This window comes from Ramlibacter sp. (assembly GCF_050250995.1).
GTDB lineage: Bacteria > Pseudomonadota > Gammaproteobacteria > Burkholderiales > Burkholderiaceae_C > Ramlibacter.
The window spans coordinates 14496-35413 of sequence record NZ_JBFWNP010000045.1; the positions used below are offsets into that span (position 1 = coordinate 14496).

General features: G+C 68.6%; 19 protein-coding genes. 13 read left to right on the plus strand and 6 right to left on the minus strand.

The features are described 5' to 3' along the window. Positions 1-11: 11 nt before the first annotated feature. From AB7E83_RS21845 to AB7E83_RS21860, 4 genes are all read right to left on the minus strand, one after another. Positions 12-833: a hypothetical protein gene (locus AB7E83_RS21845; protein WP_428572931.1), complete on the minus strand. Its 822-nt coding sequence runs from the start codon at positions 831-833 to the stop codon at positions 12-14. A 992-nt stretch (positions 834-1825) separates the two neighbouring features. Beyond that, entirely contained in the window at positions 1826-3343 is a 1518-nt protein-coding gene (locus AB7E83_RS21850; protein WP_428572932.1) for a DHA2 family efflux MFS transporter permease subunit, read from the minus strand. A 2-nt stretch (positions 3344-3345) separates the two neighbouring features. Then, entirely contained in the window at positions 3346-4638 is a 1293-nt protein-coding gene (locus tag AB7E83_RS21855; protein ID WP_428572933.1) for an HlyD family efflux transporter periplasmic adaptor subunit, read from the minus strand. Next, a complete protein-coding gene (locus AB7E83_RS21860; RefSeq protein ID WP_428572934.1) occupies positions 4635-5141 on the minus strand; it encodes a MarR family winged helix-turn-helix transcriptional regulator in 507 nt (168 codons plus the stop codon). The genes AB7E83_RS21855 and AB7E83_RS21860 overlap by 4 nt, the downstream gene beginning before the upstream one ends. 140 nt (positions 5142-5281) lie before the next feature. Here AB7E83_RS21860 and AB7E83_RS21865 point away from each other — a divergent pair, with 140 nt between their 5' ends. From AB7E83_RS21865 to AB7E83_RS21910, 10 genes are all read left to right on the plus strand, one after another. Beyond that, a complete protein-coding gene (locus AB7E83_RS21865; protein WP_428572935.1) occupies positions 5282-6235 on the plus strand; it encodes an alpha/beta hydrolase fold domain-containing protein in 954 nt (317 codons plus the stop codon). Beyond that, the gene (locus tag AB7E83_RS21870; RefSeq protein ID WP_428572936.1) at positions 6232-7221 is read left to right on the plus strand and encodes a Bug family tripartite tricarboxylate transporter substrate binding protein; all 990 of its coding nucleotides are present in this window, start codon (positions 6232-6234) and stop codon (positions 7219-7221) included. The genes AB7E83_RS21865 and AB7E83_RS21870 overlap by 4 nt, the downstream gene beginning before the upstream one ends. Beyond that, on the plus strand, positions 7218-8279 hold the full coding sequence (locus AB7E83_RS21875) for a cyclase family protein (protein ID WP_428572937.1): 1062 nt from the start codon (positions 7218-7220) through the stop codon (positions 8277-8279). The genes AB7E83_RS21870 and AB7E83_RS21875 overlap by 4 nt, the downstream gene beginning before the upstream one ends. A 94-nt stretch (positions 8280-8373) precedes the next feature. Beyond that, a complete protein-coding gene (locus AB7E83_RS21880) occupies positions 8374-10017 on the plus strand; it encodes a flavin-containing monooxygenase (protein ID WP_428572938.1) in 1644 nt (547 codons plus the stop codon). Next, positions 10017-10775: an SDR family NAD(P)-dependent oxidoreductase gene (locus AB7E83_RS21885; protein WP_428572939.1), complete on the plus strand. Its 759-nt coding sequence runs from the start codon at positions 10017-10019 to the stop codon at positions 10773-10775. Before AB7E83_RS21880 ends, AB7E83_RS21885 begins: the two co-directional genes overlap by 1 nt. Positions 10776-10807: 32 nt before the next feature. Then, positions 10808-12016, plus strand: coding sequence for an ABC transporter substrate-binding protein (locus tag AB7E83_RS21890; RefSeq protein WP_428572940.1), 1209 nt, complete (start codon positions 10808-10810; stop codon positions 12014-12016). 22 nt (positions 12017-12038) lie between these two features. Further along, a complete protein-coding gene (locus AB7E83_RS21895; RefSeq protein ID WP_428572941.1) occupies positions 12039-12824 on the plus strand; it encodes an SDR family oxidoreductase in 786 nt (261 codons plus the stop codon). Between the two features lie 30 nt (positions 12825-12854). After that, on the plus strand, positions 12855-13754 hold the full coding sequence (locus AB7E83_RS21900) for an alpha/beta fold hydrolase (protein ID WP_428572942.1): 900 nt from the start codon (positions 12855-12857) through the stop codon (positions 13752-13754). 108 nt (positions 13755-13862) lie between these two features. Beyond that, positions 13863-14648 (plus strand): SDR family NAD(P)-dependent oxidoreductase, encoded by a 786-nt coding sequence (locus tag AB7E83_RS21905; protein ID WP_428572943.1) that lies wholly within the window; start codon positions 13863-13865, stop codon positions 14646-14648. Between the two features lie 128 nt (positions 14649-14776). Beyond that, positions 14777-15565 carry an SDR family NAD(P)-dependent oxidoreductase gene (locus AB7E83_RS21910; protein ID WP_428572944.1) on the plus strand — a complete coding sequence of 263 codons (789 nt, stop codon included), beginning with the start codon at positions 14777-14779 and terminating at the stop codon, positions 15563-15565. Here AB7E83_RS21910 and AB7E83_RS21915 read toward each other — a convergent pair. Continuing rightward, the gene (locus tag AB7E83_RS21915; protein ID WP_428572945.1) at positions 15528-16499 is read right to left on the minus strand and encodes a LysR family transcriptional regulator; all 972 of its coding nucleotides are present in this window, start codon (positions 16497-16499) and stop codon (positions 15528-15530) included. The two genes, AB7E83_RS21910 and AB7E83_RS21915, sit on opposite strands and share 38 nt — an antisense overlap. A 127-nt stretch (positions 16500-16626) precedes the next feature. Between AB7E83_RS21915 and AB7E83_RS21920 the strand changes: the two genes are divergently transcribed. Continuing rightward, on the plus strand, positions 16627-17922 hold the full coding sequence (locus tag AB7E83_RS21920; protein ID WP_428572946.1) for an acetyl-CoA hydrolase/transferase family protein: 1296 nt from the start codon (positions 16627-16629) through the stop codon (positions 17920-17922). Here the strand turns inward: AB7E83_RS21920 and AB7E83_RS21925 are convergent. Then, positions 17888-19039: an acyl-CoA dehydrogenase family protein gene (locus AB7E83_RS21925; protein WP_428572947.1), complete on the minus strand. Its 1152-nt coding sequence runs from the start codon at positions 19037-19039 to the stop codon at positions 17888-17890. The two genes, AB7E83_RS21920 and AB7E83_RS21925, sit on opposite strands and share 35 nt — an antisense overlap. A 171-nt stretch (positions 19040-19210) precedes the next feature. On the opposite strand from AB7E83_RS21925, the gene AB7E83_RS21930 reads away from it, so the two are divergent. Both AB7E83_RS21930 and fabG read left to right on the plus strand, forming a co-directional pair. Next, positions 19211-20092 (plus strand): MaoC/PaaZ C-terminal domain-containing protein, encoded by an 882-nt coding sequence (locus AB7E83_RS21930; RefSeq protein ID WP_428572948.1) that lies wholly within the window; start codon positions 19211-19213, stop codon positions 20090-20092. Positions 20093-20161: 69 nt separating this feature from the next. Then, positions 20162-20911 carry a 3-oxoacyl-ACP reductase FabG gene (gene fabG / locus AB7E83_RS21935; protein WP_428572949.1) on the plus strand — a complete coding sequence of 250 codons (750 nt, stop codon included), beginning with the start codon at positions 20162-20164 and terminating at the stop codon, positions 20909-20911. The last annotated feature ends 7 nt before the right edge of the window (positions 20912-20918 follow it).

A 20918-nucleotide genomic window follows, 5' to 3' on the forward strand; every position in this document is an offset into this window, starting at 1 on the left:
CGCGTGTTCGGTCAGCGCGCGACCGCTGCGGCGGCGGAGGCGCTCGGCGGCGCGCTCGGGTGCCCACCCGTGCGCCGCAGGTGCGCCTGCACTCCGGTGAGCGCCTCGGCATACGCCGCATCGCGCGGCGGCACGTGCAGCGCGACGACCTCGGCGCCCGCGGCGGTTGCCGCGAGCTCGCAGGGCTCGCCGTCGGGCACGAAGAAGTTGTCCCAGGCGTGCAGCGTCGCATGGGGCGCCTTGACCGCGCCGTTCAGCACGAAGACGAACTGGCCGACGCTCGGGCCGAGCGACTCGACGGGCAGGCGCGCATTCGGCGGCAGCCGGAACAGGATCGCGCCCATGCCGTCCTGCGGTGCGATCACGGCTTCGCGCGCGAGCTGCTTGCGCGACCTCAGGTCGTCGGCGGACGAAAGATCGATCGCGTTCGACGTCGCATGGCGCTTGGGCCCGCGGGCCATCTCGGCGCGCGACTCGTCGAGCGTCAGTGCGCCGGTGTCGAACGCGGCGCGGATGGTGAAGTACTTGACGCCATCGGGCCCGGACAGCAGCGGCCCGTAGCCGGTGTACGCGCCCGCGTAATGCACGGTGACCGGGCTCAGCGGCGAGCGTCCGATCGTGCCGCCGCCCTCGACGAAGAGCTGGTACTGGTTCTCGCGGTGGAAGTGCGGAACCAGCAGGGAATCGGGCGGTTGCTCGACCATGAAGACGGTGGGCGTCACGCCCTCAGCCGCGCCGCGGTCGATCCACTCGCTCTTGTGGAAGATCACGCCGCCGACCTCTACGGGACGGCGCATGCGTTGCGCGTTCTGACGGTCGCTGAAGGCAATCATTCGGCTCGGCTCCTTGGGATCGGGTTCATTCTGCGGGGCGGTTCGGGCGGCGTCCTTCGAGATTCGCGAAGACCTCGCGTTTTCGCCCTTTGCACGTTTGCCGGTTGGCTGCGATTGTTTACCGCATCGTACGACGGAGGCAATCATGAGCGATGCCCTCAACTCGACAGTTCGGGGCGGGAATCAATTGTCAATTGGGGTCAGAGACGAATTTTTCTGGCGCACCGCGGCGTGCTCCGGGCCGAGACCTCGTCCAGCAACGCCACGCACGGCCGGGCCGCGGCGCGATGGCTACGGCGTCGCTTTGAGGCCGCTGTCGCGGCCTCACGCGATCCCTCGCGCCGAGCAGCCTCACGGCCCGGCGCCATGAACTCGCTGCGAGTTTGCCAAGGCAAACACTCCGCTCAAACAGCATGGCGCAGCTAGAAGACGTACGCGCTTCTCGATACGCGCCGTCGGCGCTCTCGTAGAAGCGCTGGGCCGCGAGGCCACTCGGCGCGAGCGCCTGTGCTTTACTCGCGCCGCGGCCCGGCCGTGCGTGGCGTTGCCGAGATCGGGCAGCACACCACCAGGTGGCGCGCACCTCTCTCACTGCAAACCCGCGCATGGGCAGGCTGCGACGCGAGTAAAGCACAGGCGCCTGCGGCGGCAGGTTGCGCGGCCCAGCGCGGTGTACGAGAGCGCGCAGCGCGTATCGCACCGCGCGTACGTTGACTAGCTGCGCCATGCTGTTTGAGCGGAGCGTTTGGCGCTTGCGGCAAACGCGCAGCGAGTTCATGGCGCCGGGCCGCGTGACCTGTCGGCGCAGGGGATCGCGTGTGGACGCGGAAGCGTTCACAAAGCGACGCCGTAGCCATCGCGTCGCAGCCTGCCCATGCGCGGGTTTGCCGCGAGGTCGAAGCGAGAATGGATCCGATGCGTGCCGGATAAATTGGAATCTGACCCCAATTTCGCCACTTTCGCAATTTTCTGAAGATCGCCGGGACCGAAAGTCACCGGCGCCATCGGCTCACCCACAGCACCGGGACCAGCAGGAGCATCAGCAACGCCGATGCGCCGAAAACATCGGAAGTCGCGAGCATGTAAGCCTGCTGCTCCAGCAGGCGATCGACGTACGCATGCGACTGCTGCGCGTTCAGGCCGGCGGCGCCCAGCGTATCGAGCGCCGAAGGCAACGCAGGATGGGTCGTGGTCAAGGCCTCGGCCAACTGCGCGCGATGCGTCGAGGCGCGGCTCTCCCACAAGGTGAACGTGACCGACGTGCCGATGGCCCCCGCGATCATCCGCGCGAAGTTCATGATGCCGCTGGCGCTCGCGTGATGGTGCTGCGCCATGCCGGCGATCGCGAGCGTGACCAGCGGGACGTACATGAACGGCATGGCGACGCCCTGCAGGAGCGTCGGCACGACGATCGTCGCGAAATCGGCCTGCGTGTTGAAGTGCGAGCGCAGCACCATCACCGTGGCGAGCAGGACGAACGAGATGGTCGCGAAGCCGCGCGGGTCCGCGCCCGTGAGCCGGCGCCCGACGATGGGCGAGAGGATCACGGCGAAGATGCCGACCGGCGCGAGCACCATCCCCGCGTCGGTGGCCGTGTAGCCCATGTGCTGCTGCAGCCACAGCGGCAACAGCACGGAGCTGGAGAAGAATACGCCGTACGACGTGGCGGATGCGAAGGTGCCGATCGTGAACTCCAGCCCCTTGAACAGGCGCAGGTCGACGACGGGATAGTCGTCGGTCCACTCCCAGACGATGAAGAACGCGAAGGCCACCCCTGCCACGACCGCCAGCGCAACGACCTCCGTGGAGGCGAACCAGTCCTCGTGCCGGCCGATCTCCAGCATCAGCTGGAACGCGACGACCCACACGACGAGCAGCGCGAGGCCCACGAAGTCGATCGGCCGCTTCTCGATCGCGGATTCGCGATGGCGGTAGATGCCCCAGACGGCGAAGGCGCTCAGGAGGCCGACCGGCACGTTCACGTAGAAGATCCAGGGCCAGCCGATCGTCTCCGTGATCCAGCCGCCCAGGAGCGGGCCGGTGATCGGCGCGAGCATCGTCGTCATGGTCCACAGCGACATGCCGAGCGCTGCGAGCGCCGGCGGATAGCTCGAGAGCAGCAGCGATTGCGCGAGCGGCAGCACGGGGCCCGACACCAGCCCCTGCAGCGTGCGGAAGCCGACCAGCGTGCCCATGTTCCAAGCCAGTCCGCACATCCACGTCGCGATCACGAATAGCAGGATGCTCCACACGAACACGCGCACCTGGCCGAAGCGGTGCGCGAGCCAGCCGGTGAGCGGCATGGCAATCGCGTTGGCCACCGCGAAGCTCGTGATGACCCACGTCGCCTGGTGCGGGCTCACGCCGAGGTCCCCGGACATGGACGGCAGCGAGACGTTCGCGATCGCCATGTTGAGCGTGTTCATGAAGGTCGCCGCCGAGATGGCGAGCGTGGCCCAGGCCCGCGCGGCCGGTGGCAAGGGTTGAAGGTCGGCCCGGTCCGCGGACACGGTCAGCCCGGTCGCTGCGCGGAGGCCGGACGAAGCGCGGAGGGCAGCGCGGGTGGCGGGGAAGCGGGCGGGGAAGAGCGGGCCTGCGCCGTGCGCCCGGCATGCGCCAGGATCACGCGACGCACCGCCGCGTCGGCCCCGTCGTCCGGCGGCGCCACGGCCACGGGCGGCGGCGCGGGCGGCGCACTCGGCTTGCCGTCCGCCGGCGCGACGCCGCCGCTGCCGCCGCGGCTCACGTCCACGCTCGCATGCATCGACAGGCCCACGCGCAGCGGGTTCGCCGCGATCTGCGAGGGCTGGAGACTCACGCGCACCGGCACGCGCTGCACCACCTTGATCCAGTTGCCCGTGGCGTTCTGCGCGGGCAGCAGCGCGAAGGCCGCGCCGGTGCCGGCGCCGAGACCCGAGACCACGCCGTCGTACTCGACCTTGTTGCCGTACACGTCGGCCGTCAGCTTCACCGGCTGGCCGATGCGGATGCGGCGCAGCTGCGCCTCCTTGAAGTTCGCCTCGACCCAGACGTGGTCGAGCGGAATGATCGACAGCAGCGGCGTGCCCGCGGCCACGCGCTGGCCGATCTGCACGGTGCGGCGCGCGACCTGTCCGCTCACGGGCGCGAGCAGGGTGGTGCGCTTCGTCATCAGCCACGCTTCGCGCATCTTGGCGGCGGCGAGCTGCACGTTCGGGTGCGCCTCGATGTCGGTGCCGTCGGTCATCGTGCGATTGCTCGCGAGCTGCTCCTGCGCCGCGCGGATCGCGGCCTGCGCGGCGGCGAGCGAGCTGCGCGCATTCGCGACCGCCACGTTCGCGTGCGCCACCTCCTCGCGCGACACCGCGCCGCTGTCGGCGAGCGACGCGCGCCGGCGCAGGTCGTCCTCGAGCTTCGAAAGCTCGCTGCGCGACTTGCTCTCCTCGGCCTCGCGCAGCGCGACCAGCGCGCCGAGCTGCGCGTCCATCGCATAGACCGAGCGGACCTGCCGCACCGTCTGCGCGAGATTCGCCTGCGCCTCGGCCAGCGCGATCTGCGCTTCCGCCGGGTCGAGCTGCACCACCACCTGGCCCTGCTGCACGAGCTGCGTTTCGCCCGCGAGGACCGACACAACGGTGCCGCCGATCTGCGGCGTGAGATGCACGATGTCGCCCTGCACGTAGGCGTTGTCGGTGGTCTCGCGGTCGCCGGCGGCGAACCAGGCCCACCCGGCCCAGGCGATGGCGCCGGCGACGGTCACGATCGACAGGATCGCGAGCGAGCGGCGGCGTCCCGACATGCGCAGCGGGGCGACGGAGAGGTTCACGCCTCCTCCTCCTCGGCCGCCGGCAATGCGAGCCCCGCATGCGCTTCCGTGTTCGCCAGCATTCGCCGCAACAGCGCCTTGAGCTGCAGCCACTCCTCGCGCGTGAAGCCGCGCAGGTGCGAGTTGTGGACGCCGCACAGCACGGCCGGAATCCCGCGCGCGGCCTTGCGCCCCTCCGGCGTGAGCGCGATGTTGACCACGCGCCGGTCGCCCGAGGAACGCTCGCGGGCAAGCAAGCCCTTGGCCTCCAGCCGGTCGAGCGTGCGCGTCATCGCGCCCGTGTCCACACGGCACTCGCGCGCGAGGCCGGCGACCGAGTTCGCCTCGCCGATGTAGAGCTTGTACAGCGGGATCCACTGCGCATTGGTGAGGCCGGAGGGCGCCAGCTCGCGGCCGGCTTCGGCGGCGGCGGCGTTCAGGATCTGCCGCATGAGGTAGGCGACGCTTTCGTCGGGGCGGTAGTTCGCGGGCTCGTAGAAGCGCGTCGTCCGGGGAGCAGCCATGCACCGCAGTTTAGATGCCTAGGCAAACATTGTCGAGACAGCGACATGGAAGTTCCGTTGCACGGAACGTGCGCCGGGCGCGCGTTGACCCCGTGCCCCCCGGCCCGCATTCTCGCCAGCGTTCCAGGAGACGACCCCCGATGGCCCTCGACGCCGCAACGCGCGCATTTCTCGACAAGATGGCGGCCGCCGCCGCCAAGCCGCGTCACCTGCTGACGCCGGACGAGGCGCGCGCGGGCTTCAGGAACCTGCGCCTGCTGCTCGCGCCCGGCGCCGAGGTCGCCGAAGCGCGCGACCTCGCCATCCCGGTCGAGGGCGGCACGCTGCGCTCCCGCCTCTACATCCCCGCCGGCGGCGAGCCGCAGGCGCTGCTCGTCTATTTCCACGGCGGCGGCTGGGTCGTGGGCGGCATCGAGGAGTTCGAGCCGATGTGCCGCGACCTCGCCGCCGGCGCGAACGTCGCCGTCGCGCTCGTCGAATGCCGCAAGGCGCCCGAGCATGCCTTTCCCGGTCCGCTCGACGACGCCTGGGCCGCGCTGAAGTGGCTGGCCGCCAACCGCGTCGAATTCGCGGGCAGCGACCTCCCCCTGCTCGTCGGCGGCGACAGCGCGGGCGGCAACCTCGCCATCGCGGTGACGCTGCGCGCGCGCGACGAGAACGGACCGCGCATTCGCGGCCAGCTTCTGGTTTACCCCGTCACCGATTGCAGGTTCGACCGCGCTTCATATACAGACCCGGACAACCAGCTGATGCTGACCACCGACGTGATGAAGTACTACTGGGGACATTACGTCCCGGACGAAACGCAGCGCGCCTCGCCGCTCGCCTCGCCGTGCCGGGCCGAGAGCCTGCGCGGACTGCCGCCCGCGGTCGTGGTCACGGCCGAGCACGACGTGCTGCGCGACGAGGGCGAAGAGTACGCCCAGCGCTTGCAGGCGGCTGACGTCCCGGTCGAACTGGAGCGCCGGGCGGGCCAGATGCACGGGTTTCTGATGATGCGCGGAATCCTGCCGGGCAGCGACAGTGGCATGGCCTACACGACCGGGGCGCTGAAGCGCCTCGTCACGACGATTCAACAAGGAGACCTGAAATGATGAAGTTGTTCAAACCCGCGCGCGCCCTCGGCGCGCTGCTGTCCCTCGCGGTGCTCGCGTGGGCGCCCAACGCCGCGGCGCAGGCCTGGCCCGGCGGCAAGACCGTGAAGATCATCGTGCCGTTCACGGCCGGCACCTCGCTCGACGCCACCGCGCGCCTGATGGCTACCTACTTCGGCCAGCGCACCGGCGGCACGTTCATCGTGGAGAACAAGGCGGGCGCGGGCGGCCTGATCGGCACCGAGTTCGTCGTGAAGTCGCCGCCGGACGGCACCACGCTCGTGATGTCGGGCGCGTCGATCACGACGGCGAAGATGCTCTACAAGAACATGACGTTCGACCCGCTGGTGGACCTCGCGCCCATCGGCCAGATCGGCGTCAACGAGATCGTGCTCGTCACGAGCCCGCAGATCGGCGTGAAGGACCTCCAGGACTTCGTGACCAAGAGCAAGGCCAACCCGAAGCAGTGGAACTACGGCACGCCCGGCCGCGGCGTGGTGAACACGCTCGTGCCCGAACTGCTGAAGCTCAACATGGGCCTGCAGCTCACGCCGGTGATGTACAAGGGCACGGCCGAGCCGCTGCTGGCCGTCATCAAGAACGAAGTGCAGCTGAGCCTCAACACGACTTCGCAGGTCGCGCAGCACGTGAAGGCCGGCACGGTGCAGCCGCTGGTGGCGGTGGCCGAAAAGCGCCTGCCGTCGATGCCCAACCTCATGACCCTGCCCGAAGCGGGCTACAAGGGCTTCATCCCCGTGATCTGGACGGCGATGATGGCGCCGAAGGACACGCCGCCCGCGATCCTGCGCCAGATCGAGCAGTTGCTGGTCGACGCCGCCAAGGACCCCGAGATGGTGAAGAAGGTGTCGGAAGGCGCGGGCGTCATCCTGACGGGCGTGCCGGCAGAGACGTTCAAGAAGACGCTGCAGGCCGAAGTGACCAACTGGGAAAAACTGTTCAAGGCCCTGAACATCCAGCCCGAGTGACGGTGGCGAACAACCCGCGCTGGAAAGTCCGTCCCCCCGGCTCCAACTGGGGGGACTTCGGTCCCGACGACGAACTGGGCCGGCTCAACCTGCTGACGCCGCGCAAGGTGCTCGACGGGATGAAGGAAGTGGTGGAAGGCAAGACCTTCTGCCTGAGCCTGCCGCTCGACGTGCCCGGCACCAAGGGGTGGGGCTCGCACCGCCAGCCGCCGCGCCTGCGGCCGGCGATGCGCAACGGCAAGCCGCTCTTCAACTTCGAGATGAGCGCGGAGCGGCCCGGCGCGACCGACGTCGTGTCGGACGACGAAGTGCTGCTCACGCTGCAGTATTCGACGCAGTGGGACTCGCTCGCGCACGTGGGCCAGCTGTTCGACGTCGACGGCAGCGGCACGCCGCAGCCGGTCTACTACAACGGCTTCCGCGCGAACATCGACGTGTGCTGCGACCCCGGCTGGAGCGAGCCGCAGGCGAGCGGTGCGCCGCAGCCCGAGCACCTGGGAGCGCGCCACCTCGGCGTGGAAAAGATGGCCGAGTCGTGCGTGCAGGGCCGCGCGGTGCTGATCGACCTCGAGAAGCACTTCGGCCGCAGGAACCATGCGGTGACGCACGCCGAGCTGCTGCGCATCCTGGAGGTCGACAGGATCACGGTGACGCAGGGCGACATGGTCCTCTTCTACACCGGCTTCGGCGACATCCTGCTCGAGACCCATCCCGCGCCCGATGCGAAGCTGCTCGAACAGACGGCCGCCATCGACGGCAAGGACCCGGGCGTGCAGCAGTGGATCACCGACACCGGCATCGTCGCGATGATGTCGGACAACGCGACGGTGGAATATCGCCACGCGTTCTCTCCGGTCACGCACGGCCGCGGCTCCTACCTGCCGCTGCACGAGCACTGCCTGTTCAAGCTGGGCATGCCGCTCGGCGAGATGTGGAACCTCGGCGATCTCGCGCGCTACCTGCGCCAGGTGAAGCGCAGCGCCTTCCTGCTGACCGCGCCGCCGCTGCGCCTGCCCGGCGCGGTGGGCTCGCCCGCGTCGCCCGTGGCGACGGTCTGAGCGGTTCAATGTACGGAACATCCCGCCCGCACGGTTGACCCCGGCGGGCCGCGCGCCGTTCAATGCCCCTTCACGTTTTCGAGGAATTTTCGCCATGGACAGAAACACGAGCACCGTCGACGCGGTGATCGTCGGCGCCGGCTTCGCCGGCTTGTACGCCATCAAGAAGCTGCGCGACGCGGGCTTTCGCATCCAGGCCTTCGAGCAGGGCGACGGCATCGGCGGCACCTGGTACTGGAACCAGTATCCCGGCGCGCGCGTGGACCTCGAGTGCTGGGACTACTCCTATTCGTTCTCGCCCGAGTTGCAGGACGAGTGGGACTGGTCCGAGCGCTACCCGACGGCGCAGGAACTGATGAAGTACCTGGAGCACGTGGCCGACCGGTTCAAGCTGCGGGAACACATCCAGTTCAACACGCGCGTGGACACGGCGGAGTTCGACGAGACGCGCAACCTCTGGCGCATCCGCACCTCCGACGGCAAGACGACGCTCGCGCGCTTCTTCGTGCCGGCGAGCGGCGTGCTCTCGGTGCCGAAGCCGCCGGAGTATCCCGGCGTCGACACGTTCAAGGGCGAGGCGTATCACACCGGCCGCTGGCCGAAGACGGAAGTGAAGTTCGAGGGCAAGCGCATCGGCGTGATCGGCACGGGCTCGTCCGGCGTGCAGACCATCCAGGCGCTGGCCGGCAAGTGCAAGCATCTCACCGTGTTCCAGCGCACGGCGGTGTTCGTCGTGCCCGCGAAGAATCACGCGCTCACGAAGGCGATGCGCGACCGCGTGCGACTCGGCTACGCCGAGCGCCGCGAGATCAGCAGGATCACGCGCTTCGGCATCGCCGCGCCGATGTCGGTGGAGTCGGCGCTGGAAGCGACGCCCGAAGAAATGGCGATGAAGTACGAAAACGCCTGGACCAACAGCCAGCTGCTCGGCTTCCGCCAGTGCTACGGCGACATCCTGTCCGACGACAAGGCCAACGAGACGGTCGCGGACTTCATCCGCGGCAAGATCCGCTCGATCGTGAAGAAGCCCGAGGTCGCGCAGAAGCTGCTGCCCTACGGCTTTCCCTTCGGCACCAAGCGGCCCTGCCTCGGCGACACCTACTACAGCGTCTACAACCGCGACGACGTCACGCTGGTGGACCTGAAGGCCACGCCCATCGAGAAGTTCGTGCCCGAGGGCATCGTCACGAGCGAAGGGCTGATCGAGCTCGACATGATCATCTATGCCACGGGCTACGACGCGCTCTCCGGCGCGCTCACGCGCATCGACGTGCGCGGCGTCGGCGGCAGGAAGCTCACCGACAAGTGGGCCGACGGCGCGAAGACGTATCTCGGCCTGCTCACCGCGGGCTTCCCGAACCTCTTCACCGTCACCGGCCCGGGCAGCCCCGGCCCGCTCGCGAACATGTCGATGAGCATCGAGCAACACATCGACTGGATCACGAACTGCATGACCTACATGCGCGACAAGGGCTACGACCGCATCGACGCGCAGCCGGAGTTCGAAGAGAGCTGGATGCAGGGCGTGCAGGACATCGTGAAGCGCACGCTGTATCTCAAGGCCAACTCGTGGTACCTCGGCGCCAACGTGCCGGGCAAGCCCAAGGTGTTCCTGCCCTACCTCGGCGGGCACGGCACCTACCGCAAGAAGTGCGAGAGCGTGGCGCAGGCGGGCTACGAGGGCTTCACGCTTTCGAAGTCGACATCGAACACACAGGAAACAGCAGGAGCGACATGATGGCGAAACTCGCCGGCAAGATTGCCTACATCACCGGCGGCGGCGCCGGCATCGGCCGCGCGGCGGCGACCCTTTTCGCGAAGGAGGGCGCCACCGTCGTCATCGCCGAATTCAACGAGGCGAACGGCCTCGCGGCGCAGGAAGCCATCCGCGCGTCCGGCGGCCAGGCGCACTTCGTGAAGACCGACGTGACGAGCGAGGAGAGCGTCAAGGCTTCGGTGGCCGAGGCCATCCGTCTCTGCGGACGCATCGACGTCCTCTACAACAACGCGGGCGGCTCGAGCGCGATCGATGCGCCGGTGACGACCTGCCCGACCGACGAGTTCTGGCGCGCGATCAAGGTCGACCTGTTCGGCACCTGGATCACCAGCAAGTACGGCATCGCCGAGATGGTGAAGACCGGCGGCGGCACGGTGGTCAACAGCTCCTCGGTCTTCGCGCTCGTCGGCACGAAGAACAAGGACGCCTACACGCCCGCCAAGGGCGCCGTGGCGGCGCTCACGCGTTCGATGGCGGTCGAGTATGCGGAGCACAAGATCCGCGTGAACGCGGTCGCGCCGGCGGTCACCGTGACCGAGCGCGTGCGCGGGCTGATGGAGTCGCAGCCGGAAGTCATCAAGATGACCGCATCGCGCCAGATGACCGGCCTGGTCATGCCCGAGGACGTGGCGGCGCTCGCCCTCTACCTCGCCTGCGACGATTCGCGCAACATCACCGGACAGGTCGTCGCCATCGACGGCGGCATGTCCATCAACTGATCCCCCGACAAGAAGAGCCAAGGAGACACCTCATGAAACGCACCCTCACCACCATTGCACTCGCCTGCGCCGCGCTCGCCGCGCACGCCCAGGGCACGGGCCCCATCAAGATCGTCGGCTCGCTCGACCTGAGCGGCCCGGCGGCCGACGTCGGCCGCGATGCGCTGGCCGGCGTGAACCATGCCATCGACGCCATCAACAAGTCGGGCGGCGTGCTGGGCCGCCAGCTCGTGCTGGAGCACCAGGACAACGGCAGCAACCCGCAGCGCGCGGTGAACCAGGCGAGCTCGCTGCTCGCGGGCGACCCGCCGCTGCTGATCGCGCCGCAGTCGTCGGCCGGCGCCATCGCCGTCAACAAGGCGGTGACCGCGAAGAACAAGACGCCCACCTGCGTGAGCACGTCCGTGGCCGACGACATGACGATGAAGGATTTCAACCCCTACATCTACCAGGTCACGCCCAACTCGTGGATGGAGGGCCGCGCGATGGCCGCGCGCTTCGCCAAGCTGCCGTACAAGAAGTACGCGCTGGTCAGCGCCGACTATGCGGGCGGCCGCGCCGGTGTGAACCGCTTCAAGGAGTTCCTGAAGGAGATGAATCCGAACGTGGAGTTCGTCGTCGAGGAATATCCGAAGTTCGGCGCGACCGACTACACCGCGTCCATCAACAAGCTGCTCGCCGCCAAGCCCGACTACGTCTTCACGATCCTGTTCGGCGCGGACCTGCTGACCTTCGCGAAGCAGGCCAAGGCCGTCGATTTCTTCAAGCAGATCAACAACAAGTTCATCGCGCTGTACGACTTCAACACGCTGAAGGCGCTGGGCGACAACGCGCCCGTCGGCACCGAGGGCTGGCAGCGTGCGCCCGCGAGCCAGTTCGTGAAGACCGCGGACGGCAAGGCCTTCGTCGACCAGTTCCGCGCGAAGAACAACGCCTATCCGTCCGACTGGGCCGCGATGGCGCACGACTGCGTGACGGTGTGGGCCCAGGCCGCGAACGCCGCGAAGTCGATCCAGGGCGACGCGGTGATGAAGCAGATCGAATCGATGGAGTTCAAGTCCGCGCGCGGCAACTTCCGCTTCGCGAAGTACGATCACCAGGGCAACGTGCCCACCTACGTCGGCAAGGTGGAGATGAGCCGCGAATTCGCGCAGCCCATCCTCAACATCACCGAGATCATGCCGGCGAGCGTGTCGCGCCCCTCGGAAGCGGTGGTGCTGAAGGCGCGCCAGGCGAACTGAACCCCACACGCGGAGTCTGCACATGGATCTGAACCTCAAGGGCCGCAAGGTCGCGATCTCCGGCGCCTCGCAGGGCATCGGCGAGGGACTCGCCCGCTCGTTCGCGTCCGAAGGCTGCCCGCTGTGGCTGGTGGCGCGCTCGGGCGACAAGCTCGAGAAGCTCGCGGCCGAACTGAAGGCCGCGCACGGCGTCGACGTGAAGACGCTTGCCATCGACATGACGGCCGAAGGCGCGATCGACAAGGTCGCCGCTTTCGTGGGCGATGCCGACGTGCTCGTGAACAACGCGGGCAGCATTCCCGGCGGCAACCTGTGGGACGTCGACGAGAAGGCGTGGCGCGCGGGCTGGGAGCTGAAGGTCTTCGGCTACATCAACCTCACGCGCCTCGTGTACGCGAAGATGCGCGAGCGCGGCGGCGGCGTGATCCTCAACAACATCGGCAGCGGCGGCGAGAACTTCGACTTCAACTACATCTGCGGCACGACGGGCAACGCGGCGCTGATGGCGTTCACCCGCGCGCTGGGCGGCCGCAGCCTGCTCGACCACAACATCCGCGTGGTCGGCGTCAATGCCGGCCTGGTGGAGACGCCGCGCATCGTGAAGGTGCTGGCGACGCGCGCGAAGAACGAACTGGGCGATGCGGGCCGCGCCAACGAGATGACGAAGTCGCTGCCACTCGGCCGGCCCGCGACCGTGCCCGAGGTGGCGGACCTCTTCGTGTATCTCGCGTCGGACCGCTCGGCCTACACGAGCGGCGTGATCTGCACCATCGACGGCGGCATGACGTCGAAGCGCTCGATCAGCTGAGCCCGGCGCGGGCGCGCTAGCATGGCGGTCATGCAAGCGCAGCACAGCATCGCCGCCGGCGTCCTCGACGTCGCGTGGCACGAGACCGGGCCGGCCGACGGCCCGCCCGTCATTCTCATGCACGGCTTCCCGTACGACATCCATTCGTACGAGGAGGTCGCGCCGCTGCTCGGCGCGGCCGGCTGCCGCGTGCTCGTGCCCTACATGCGCGGCTACGGCGCGACGCGGTTTCGCAGCAAGTCGACGATGCGCTCCGGCGAGCAGGCGTCCTTCGGCGCGGACCTGCTTGCCTTCATGGATGCGTTGAAGATCCCGAGCGCCGTGCTCGCCGGCTACGACTGGGGCGGCCGCGCCGCCTGCGTGGTCGCGGCGCTGTGGCCCGAGCGCTGCGCCGGGCTCGTCTCGGTCAATGCGTACAACATCCAGAACATCGCGCGCGCGATGACGCCGGAACTGCCCGAGCAGGAACATCGCATGTGGTACCAGTACTACCTGCATGGCGAGCGCGGCGCGGCGGGGCTCGCGCGGCATCGCCGCGAATTCACGCACCTCCTGTGGAAGCTCTGGTCGCCGACCTGGAACTTCGACGAAGCGACCTTCGCGCGCACGGCCGCCGCGTTCGACAACGAGGATTTCGTCGAAGTGGTGGTGCATTCGTACCGCCACCGCTTCGGCCTGGTCGAGGGCGATCCGGCCTATGCCGACATCGAGCGGCGCCTGGCCGCGCAGCCCGTGATCGCCGTGCCCACGATCACGATGGACGGCGCCGACGACGGCGTGCGCAAGCCCTCGGGCGCGGAGGTGTTTGCCGCGCGCTTCTCGGGCCCGCGCAGCCACCGCATCCTTCCCGGCATCGGCCACAACCCGCCGCAGGAGACGCCGCGCGTGTTCGCGGATGCGGTGCTGGAACTCGTCGGGGCGAGGCGCTGACACAGGCCTGCCCGGCTTCACCAATTTCGAATCCGCAACTCGCCAGCCATGAATTGATCGCCGGCCGCCCCGCCCGTACAGTCGGCCGATTCCATGGAGAACTCACGCATGAACACCGCCCCCCTGCAAGGCAAGGTCGCGCTCGTCACCGGTTCCACCGGCGGCGTCGGCTACTACGTCGCCGAGAAGCTGCTGCGCGACGGCGCGACGCTCATCCTGAACAGCCGCACGGCCAAGAGCGGCGAGCCCGCGCTCGCGAAGATGAAGGAGATCTCGCCGAACGTGCATCTCGTGCTCGGCGACTGCGGCGAGAAGGACGTGGTGCTGCGCGTCGCGAAGGAGGCCGCCGCCATCACGGGCCATATCGACATCCTCGTGAGTTCCGGCGCGCAGGGCCGCGTGCCGCCCAAGCCCTTCGCCGACATGGCGCTCGACGACATCGTCGAGGCCTATCAGTCGCGCTTCTTCCCCCGCATCTTTCCCGTCAGCGCGGCACTGCCCTACATGCGCGAAAAAGGCGGCTGCGTGGTCCTGATCGGCACCGACGCGGCACGCCACCCGACGCCCGGCGAATCGGTGGTGGGCGCGGTCGGCGCGGGCGTGATCCTCATGACCAAGGCGCTCGCCAAGGAGTTCTCGCGCTGGAACATCCGCGTGAACAGCGTGTCGATGACGCTCACGAGCGACACGCCGTCGTGGGACCGCATCTTCGGCGGCGAGGCGCAGTTCCAGTCGAAGCTCTTCACCAAGCTCTCGGAAAAATTCCCCTCGGGCCGCCCGCCGAGCGCGGAGGAAGTGGCGCGCGTGGTCGCGTTCCTGGCGACGGACGAATCCGCGCAGGTCACGGGGCAGACGATCAGCGTCAACGGCGGGCTGTCGTTCGGCGGCTGGTAGCTGGTAGCTTCCGCGGGCTTCCGTAACTTCGCAGCGCGCGAAATTCCCCTTCGCGCAAAGCGTCTTGCTTCGCCCGGCCCGCGAAACTATCGTCCCTGCACCGATACACAGCATTGCAAGGACGAAGCATGTTCGAAGAATTCAAGGGCAAGGTCGCGCTGATCACGGGCGCCTCCGGCGGCGTCGGCCTCCGCGTCGCGCAGAAGATGGCGCAGGCCGGCGCGATCGTCGTGCTCAACGGCCGCTCGAAGGAAAACATCGAGAAGTCCGCGGCCGAAATCCGCGCCCTCGGCGTGCCCGACGACCACATCCTGCAGGCCGTCGGCGACACGACCGACTACGCCACGACCGTGAAGGTCGCCGAGATCGCTGCCAGCGTCAACGGCGGCATCGACTACGTGATCAGCTCCGGCGCGCACGGCGCGGTGCGGCCGATGCCCTTCGCCGAGATGACCGGCGAGCAGCTCGTGCTCGCCTTCAACTCGCGCTTCTTCGCGCGCATCAACCCCGTGCATGCGTCGCTGCCCTACCTGCGCGTGCGCGGCGGCTCGGTGGTGCTCGTGGGCACGGACGCGGGCCGCCATGCAACGCCCGGCGAATCGGTCGTGGGTGCTTTCGGCGCGGGCGTCATCCTCATGACGAAGACGCTCGCCAAGGAGTTCTCGCGCTGGAAGATCCGCGTGAACACGGTGTCGCTCACGCTGACGTCGGACACGCCCTCGTGGGACCGCATCTTCAACGAGAAGACCTTCCAGACCGGCCTGTTCGGCAAGGCGCTCGCGCGCTTCCCGCAAGGCCGCGCGCCCACGGCGGAAGAGGTGGCGCGCGTGGCCGTGTTCCTCGCGTCCGAGGAGTCGGCGCAGGTGACGGGCCAGACGATCAGCGTGAACGGCGGCCTGTCGTTCGGCGGCTGGTAAGAGGCGCGTTCAGGGCCGCGGGCGGTCGAGCAGCAGCTTGACCAGCGCGCGCCGCGGGCGTCTGCGCGCGGCCGCGCAAGGTGCCGATCTGCAGGCTGCGGCGCGCCCAGGGCTCGTCGAGCGTCACGATGGCGAGGCGCTCGCGGTCTTCGTTCGACAGCATGCACTCGGGCTGCACCGTCACGCCCACGCCCGCGTACACCAGGCTGCGGGCGGCCTCCACGCTGTTGACGCGGAACTTCGGCTGCAGCTCCTGTCCCGCGCGCCGCGCCGCGGTGCGCACCGAGGCCATCAGGCTCGTGCCGGCGCCGAGCGCGATGAGCTTTTCCTTCGCGAGCTGTTCGATGGTCACGCTCTTCTCGTCGGCCAGCGGATGGCCGCGCGGCACGACGGCGACGAGCCGGTCGCTGCGGTATTCGATGCTCTCGATGCCGTCGAGCGCCACGTCGTCGCCCGCCACGAAGACGCCGATGTCGGCGTCGCCCGAGAGGACGGCGCGGACGACGTTCGGATTGCTCTCGTCGCGCAGGTCGATGTCGACCAGCGGGAAGTCGCGCGTGAACTCGCCGATCTCGCGCGCGAGGAACTGGATCACGATGGACGCGGTGGAGGCGATGCTGACGCGGCCCGCCACGCCGTCGGTGAACTCGCTCATGTCGCCGCGCAGGGCTTCGAGGCTGTGCAGGATGTCGGCGAAGTGCTTCGCGAGCACCTGGCCCGCGGCGCTGAGCTCCACGCCGCGCGGGCTGCGGTCGAACAGTCGCACCCCGGCGATCTGCTCGAGGTCCTGGATGCGCTTGGTGGCCGCCGAGGGGGCGATGTTCTCGCGCGCGGCGGCGCGCCCGATCTGCTTTTCCTCCGCCGCAGAGAGGAAAAGCTTGATCGTGAAAAGGTCGACCTGCCGGATCAGGTGGAGTTTGTTGAAGCCGCTCACCCGGCAAGCATAGGGCATTGGCCCCCGCGGTTCGCGTTTGCCGAATCGGCGGCTTCGCAAGACAGCGATTGCTGCGCTGCGGCGGGCCTTCTAGCATCGGAGCCCAGCCCACGAAAGACAGTCGCGCATGATCGTTCTCGACCGCCCCGAAGACATCGACTTCACGCAATTCGTTCGCCCGGGCGACATGGTGGTGAGTTCGCAGGCGATGGCCGAGCCGGTGGCGCTGACGCGGCGCCTGGTCGAGCAGCGCACCGCCATCGGCGACTTCAGGATGTTCATCGGCCCGAGCTTCTCCGGCGTCTTCAAGCCCGAGCACGGCAACGAGATCACGTTCGAGACCTACTGCGGAACCGGCGAGAACGCGACGCTGCCGCTGGACGTGGTGCCCGCGCATTTCTCCGAATGGCCGCGCTTGTTCGACACGGGGGTGATGCCCTGCGACGTCGCGCTGCTCACGCTCAGCGAGCCGGATGCCGATGGCCGCTTCAACCTCGGCGCGTGCAACGACTACGTGGTGGCGGCGGCGCGGCGCGCGCGCGTGGTCATCGCCGAGATCTGCGCGAACGTGCCGTGGGTGCAAGGCTGCGAGCTGCCCCAGGACATCCGCCCGCATTACGTCGTGCGCACCGGCCGCGAACTCGTTTCGCTGGAGCGCTCGTCGAAGGCGCGCGAGCCCGAGCGCCGCATCGCCGCTCACGTGGCCGGGCTCGTGCCCGACGGCGCGACGCTGGAGATCGGCATCGGCATGGCGCCCGACCTCGTGATGAAGGCGCTCGCGAACCACAGGCACCTGGGCATCCACACCGGCGTCATCAGCGACAGCATGATGGACCTCATGGAGACCGGCGCGATCGACAACAGCCGCAAGACCGAGCATCGCGGCATGAGCGTCGCGGGCCTGCTGATCGGCAGCCGCAGGCTGCTGTCCTTCGCGGACCGCAATCCGCACATCCTGCTGATGGACGCCTCGCGCACGCACGACCAGGCGACGCTGCGCGCGCTGCCGGATTTCATCGCCGTCAATTCGGCGATCGAGGTGGACCTCACGGGCCAGATCAATTCGGAGACGCTCGACGGCAGGTACATCGGCGCCATCGGCGGGCAGGTGGACTTCGTGCGGGGCGGAAACGCCTCGCCGACCGGCCGCTCGATCATGATCCTGGCCGCGACGGGGCGCGGCGCGGAAGAAAGCCGCGTACTCGCGCGCCTGCCGGACTCGGTGGTGACGACGGCGCGCGCGGACGTCGACGTGGTCGTGACGGAATTCGGCGTGGCGCACCTGCGCGGCAAGAGCCTGGCCGCGCGCGCGAAGGCGATGGTCGAACTCGCGCACCCCGACTTCCGCGAGTCGCTGGCGCGCAGCGCGCATGCGTACGGGAAGAAAACTAGCGCAATTCGCGAAGCATATTTCGCGCAATGACCAGCTGCTGCACCTGCGTCGTTCCCTCGTAGATGCGGAAGAGGCGCACGTCGCGGTAGAAGCGTTCGATGCCGTACTCGCTCATGTAGCCCGCGCCGCCGAAGATCTGCACCGCGCGGTCGGCCACGCGGCCGCACATCTCGGAGGCGAACATCTTGGCGCACGAGGCTTCCGTGACCACGGGCAGGCCGTCGTCGCGGCGGCGCGCGGCGTCGAGCACCATGCAGCGGGCGGCATAGATCTCGGCCTTGCTGTCGGCGAGCATCGCCTGCACCAGCTGGAACTCGCCGATGGCCTGGCCAAACTGCTTGCGGTCCGCCGCGTAGCGCAGCGCCTCCGCCAGCATGCGCTCGGCCACCGCCACGCAGATCGACGCGATATGGATGCGGCCCTTGTCCAGCACCTTCATGGCGGTCTTGAAGCCGCGGCCCTCGACGCCGCCGATCAGGTTGGCGGCCGGCACGCGGCAGTTCTCGAAGATCACGTCGCAGGTGTGCGCGCCCTTCTGCCCCATCTTCTTGTCGCGCTTGCCGAAGCTGATGCCCGGCGTGCCCGCCTCCACGATGAACGCGGAGATGCCGCCCGCGCCCTTCTCGTTCGGGTTCGTGCGCGCCATCAGCGTGAAGATGCCGGCCTGCGGCGCATTCGTGATGTAGCGCTTCGTGCCGTTGACGATGTAGTCGTCGCCATCGCGCACCGCCGTGGTGGTGAGCGAGGCGGCGTCGGAGCCGGAGCCCGGCTCCGTGAGGGCGAACGAGGCGATGAGTTCGCCCGTCGCCAGGCGCGGCAGGTACTTCCGTTTCTGCGCGTCGGTGCCGTCGAACAGGATGCCCTGCGAGCCGATGCCGACCGTGGTGCCGATCAGCGAGCGGAAGGCGGGCGAGGCCTTGCCCAGCTCGAACATCGCGAGCACTTCCTCTTCCATCGTGACCTCGGAGCCGCCGAACGCCTCGGGGATGGTCAGGCCGAAGAGGCCCATCGCCTTCATTTCCGCCACGATCTCGGGCGGAATCTCGTCGGTCTCGGCGACCCGCTCCTCGTTGGGGATGAGGCGCTCGCGGACGAAGCGCGAAATGTTATCGAGGAGGATGTTGAGGGTTTCTTGGTCGCGAATCATGGCGGAATGCTAGGGCGCGTCCACGCCGTGCTCAACAGGGGCGCACGGGGCGTTCCGTACAACGGCATCGCGCTACCCGCAGGTAGCGCGTAACATCAACCGTTGTACGGAACACGGCGGCGGACGGCGTTGACCGCGCGCGTCGCCCTGCCGCATCGTCGCGACTTCCTCATGACCACTCGACTCGACCCCCGGCGACTGCTCGCTCGCGAATTCGCCCCCATCGTGCATGACTACGCCACGCGCGACACGCAACTTTATGCACTCGGCATCGGCCTCGGCGCCGACCCGCTGGACAAGCGGCAGCTGAACTACGTCTACGAAGGCGTCGACGGCTCGGCGCTGAAGGCACTGCCGACGATGGCCAACGTGCTGTGCTACCCCGGCTTCTGGTCGCGCGAGCCGAACACCGGCATCGACTGGCGCCGGATCGTGCACGCCGAACAGGAAATCGCGCTGCACCGCCCGCTGCCCGCGAGCGGCCGCGTCACCGGCACCACCCGCGTGAGCGCGCTGTGGGACCGCGGCGAGGGCAAGGGCGCCTTCCTGCAGCAGCAGCGCGAGGTGCGCGACGCGGCGAGCAACGTGCTGTATGCCACGGTCACGCAACTCTCGCTCCTGCGCGGCGACGGCGGCTTCGGCGAGGGGGGCAGCGAGGGCGCGCCGCCCACGCCCCATCCGGTGCCCGAGCGCGCGCCCGATGCGGTGTGCGATCTGCCGACCCTGCAGCAGGCGGCATTGATCTACCGGCTCAGCGGCGACTTCAATCCGCTGCATGCGGACCCCGAGATCGCGCGCGGCGCCGGCTTCGACCGGCCCATCCTGCACGGCATGGCGACGATGGGCGTGGCCGCGCATGCGGTGCTGCGTACGGTGCTCGGCTACGACGCGAGCCGCTTCGCCGGCATGCGCGTGCGTTTCACCGCGCCCGCGCTGCCCGGCGACACGCTGCGCACCGAGATGTGGACCGAGGGCAAGGTGGTCACGCTGCGGACGACCGCGCTCGAGCGCGGCGCGGTGGTGCTGAACAACGCGCGGGTCGACCTGCGCTGAACGAACAGTCACCAATCACGAATCACGAATCACGAATCACGTAGACGGCAGAGAAAGAGAGAAAGCGACATGGATCTCGGTTTGAAGGACAAGGTGGCGATCGTCACCGGCTCGGCGCGCGGCCTCGGCGCGGCCATGGTTCAACGCCTGGCGGAAGAGGGCGCGAAGGTCGTCGTGACCGACATCCAGCGCGAGGGCGCGGAGGCCACCACCGCGAAGCTGAAGCAGGCCGGCTTCGCCGCGCACTGCGTGGTCGGCGACATCACCAAGGCGGCGGACGTGCAGCGCCTGGTCGACGAGACCGTCGCCACCTTCGGCAGCGTCCATGTGCTGGTGAACAACGCCGGCGCGCCGCGCGACAAGTACCTCGTGAAGATGGCCGAGGACGACTGGGACCTCGTGATGAACGTGATGCTCAAGGGCGCCTTCCTCGCGACCAAGGCCGTCATGCCGAAGATGATCGAGCAGGGCTGGGGCCGCGTCATCAACATCAGCTCGCGCGCGCACTTCGGCAATCCGACGCAGGCGAACTATTCCGCGGCCAAGGCCGGCCTCATCGGCATGGCCAAGGCGCTGTCGATGGAGGAGGGCCGCTACGGCATCACCGTCAACTGCGTGGCCCCCGGCTTCATGGACACCGAGATGGTCCAGGCGCTGTCGACCTACGAGGTGATCAAGGAAAAGGCCATCGCCGCGCAGCCGATCAAGCGCGCGGGCCAGCCGAGCGACATCGCCGATGCCGTGGCCTTCCTGGCCAGCGAGCGTGCGAGTTTCATCAGCGGCGAAGTCCTGCACGTCACCGGCGGCAGATACGGCTGAACGCCCC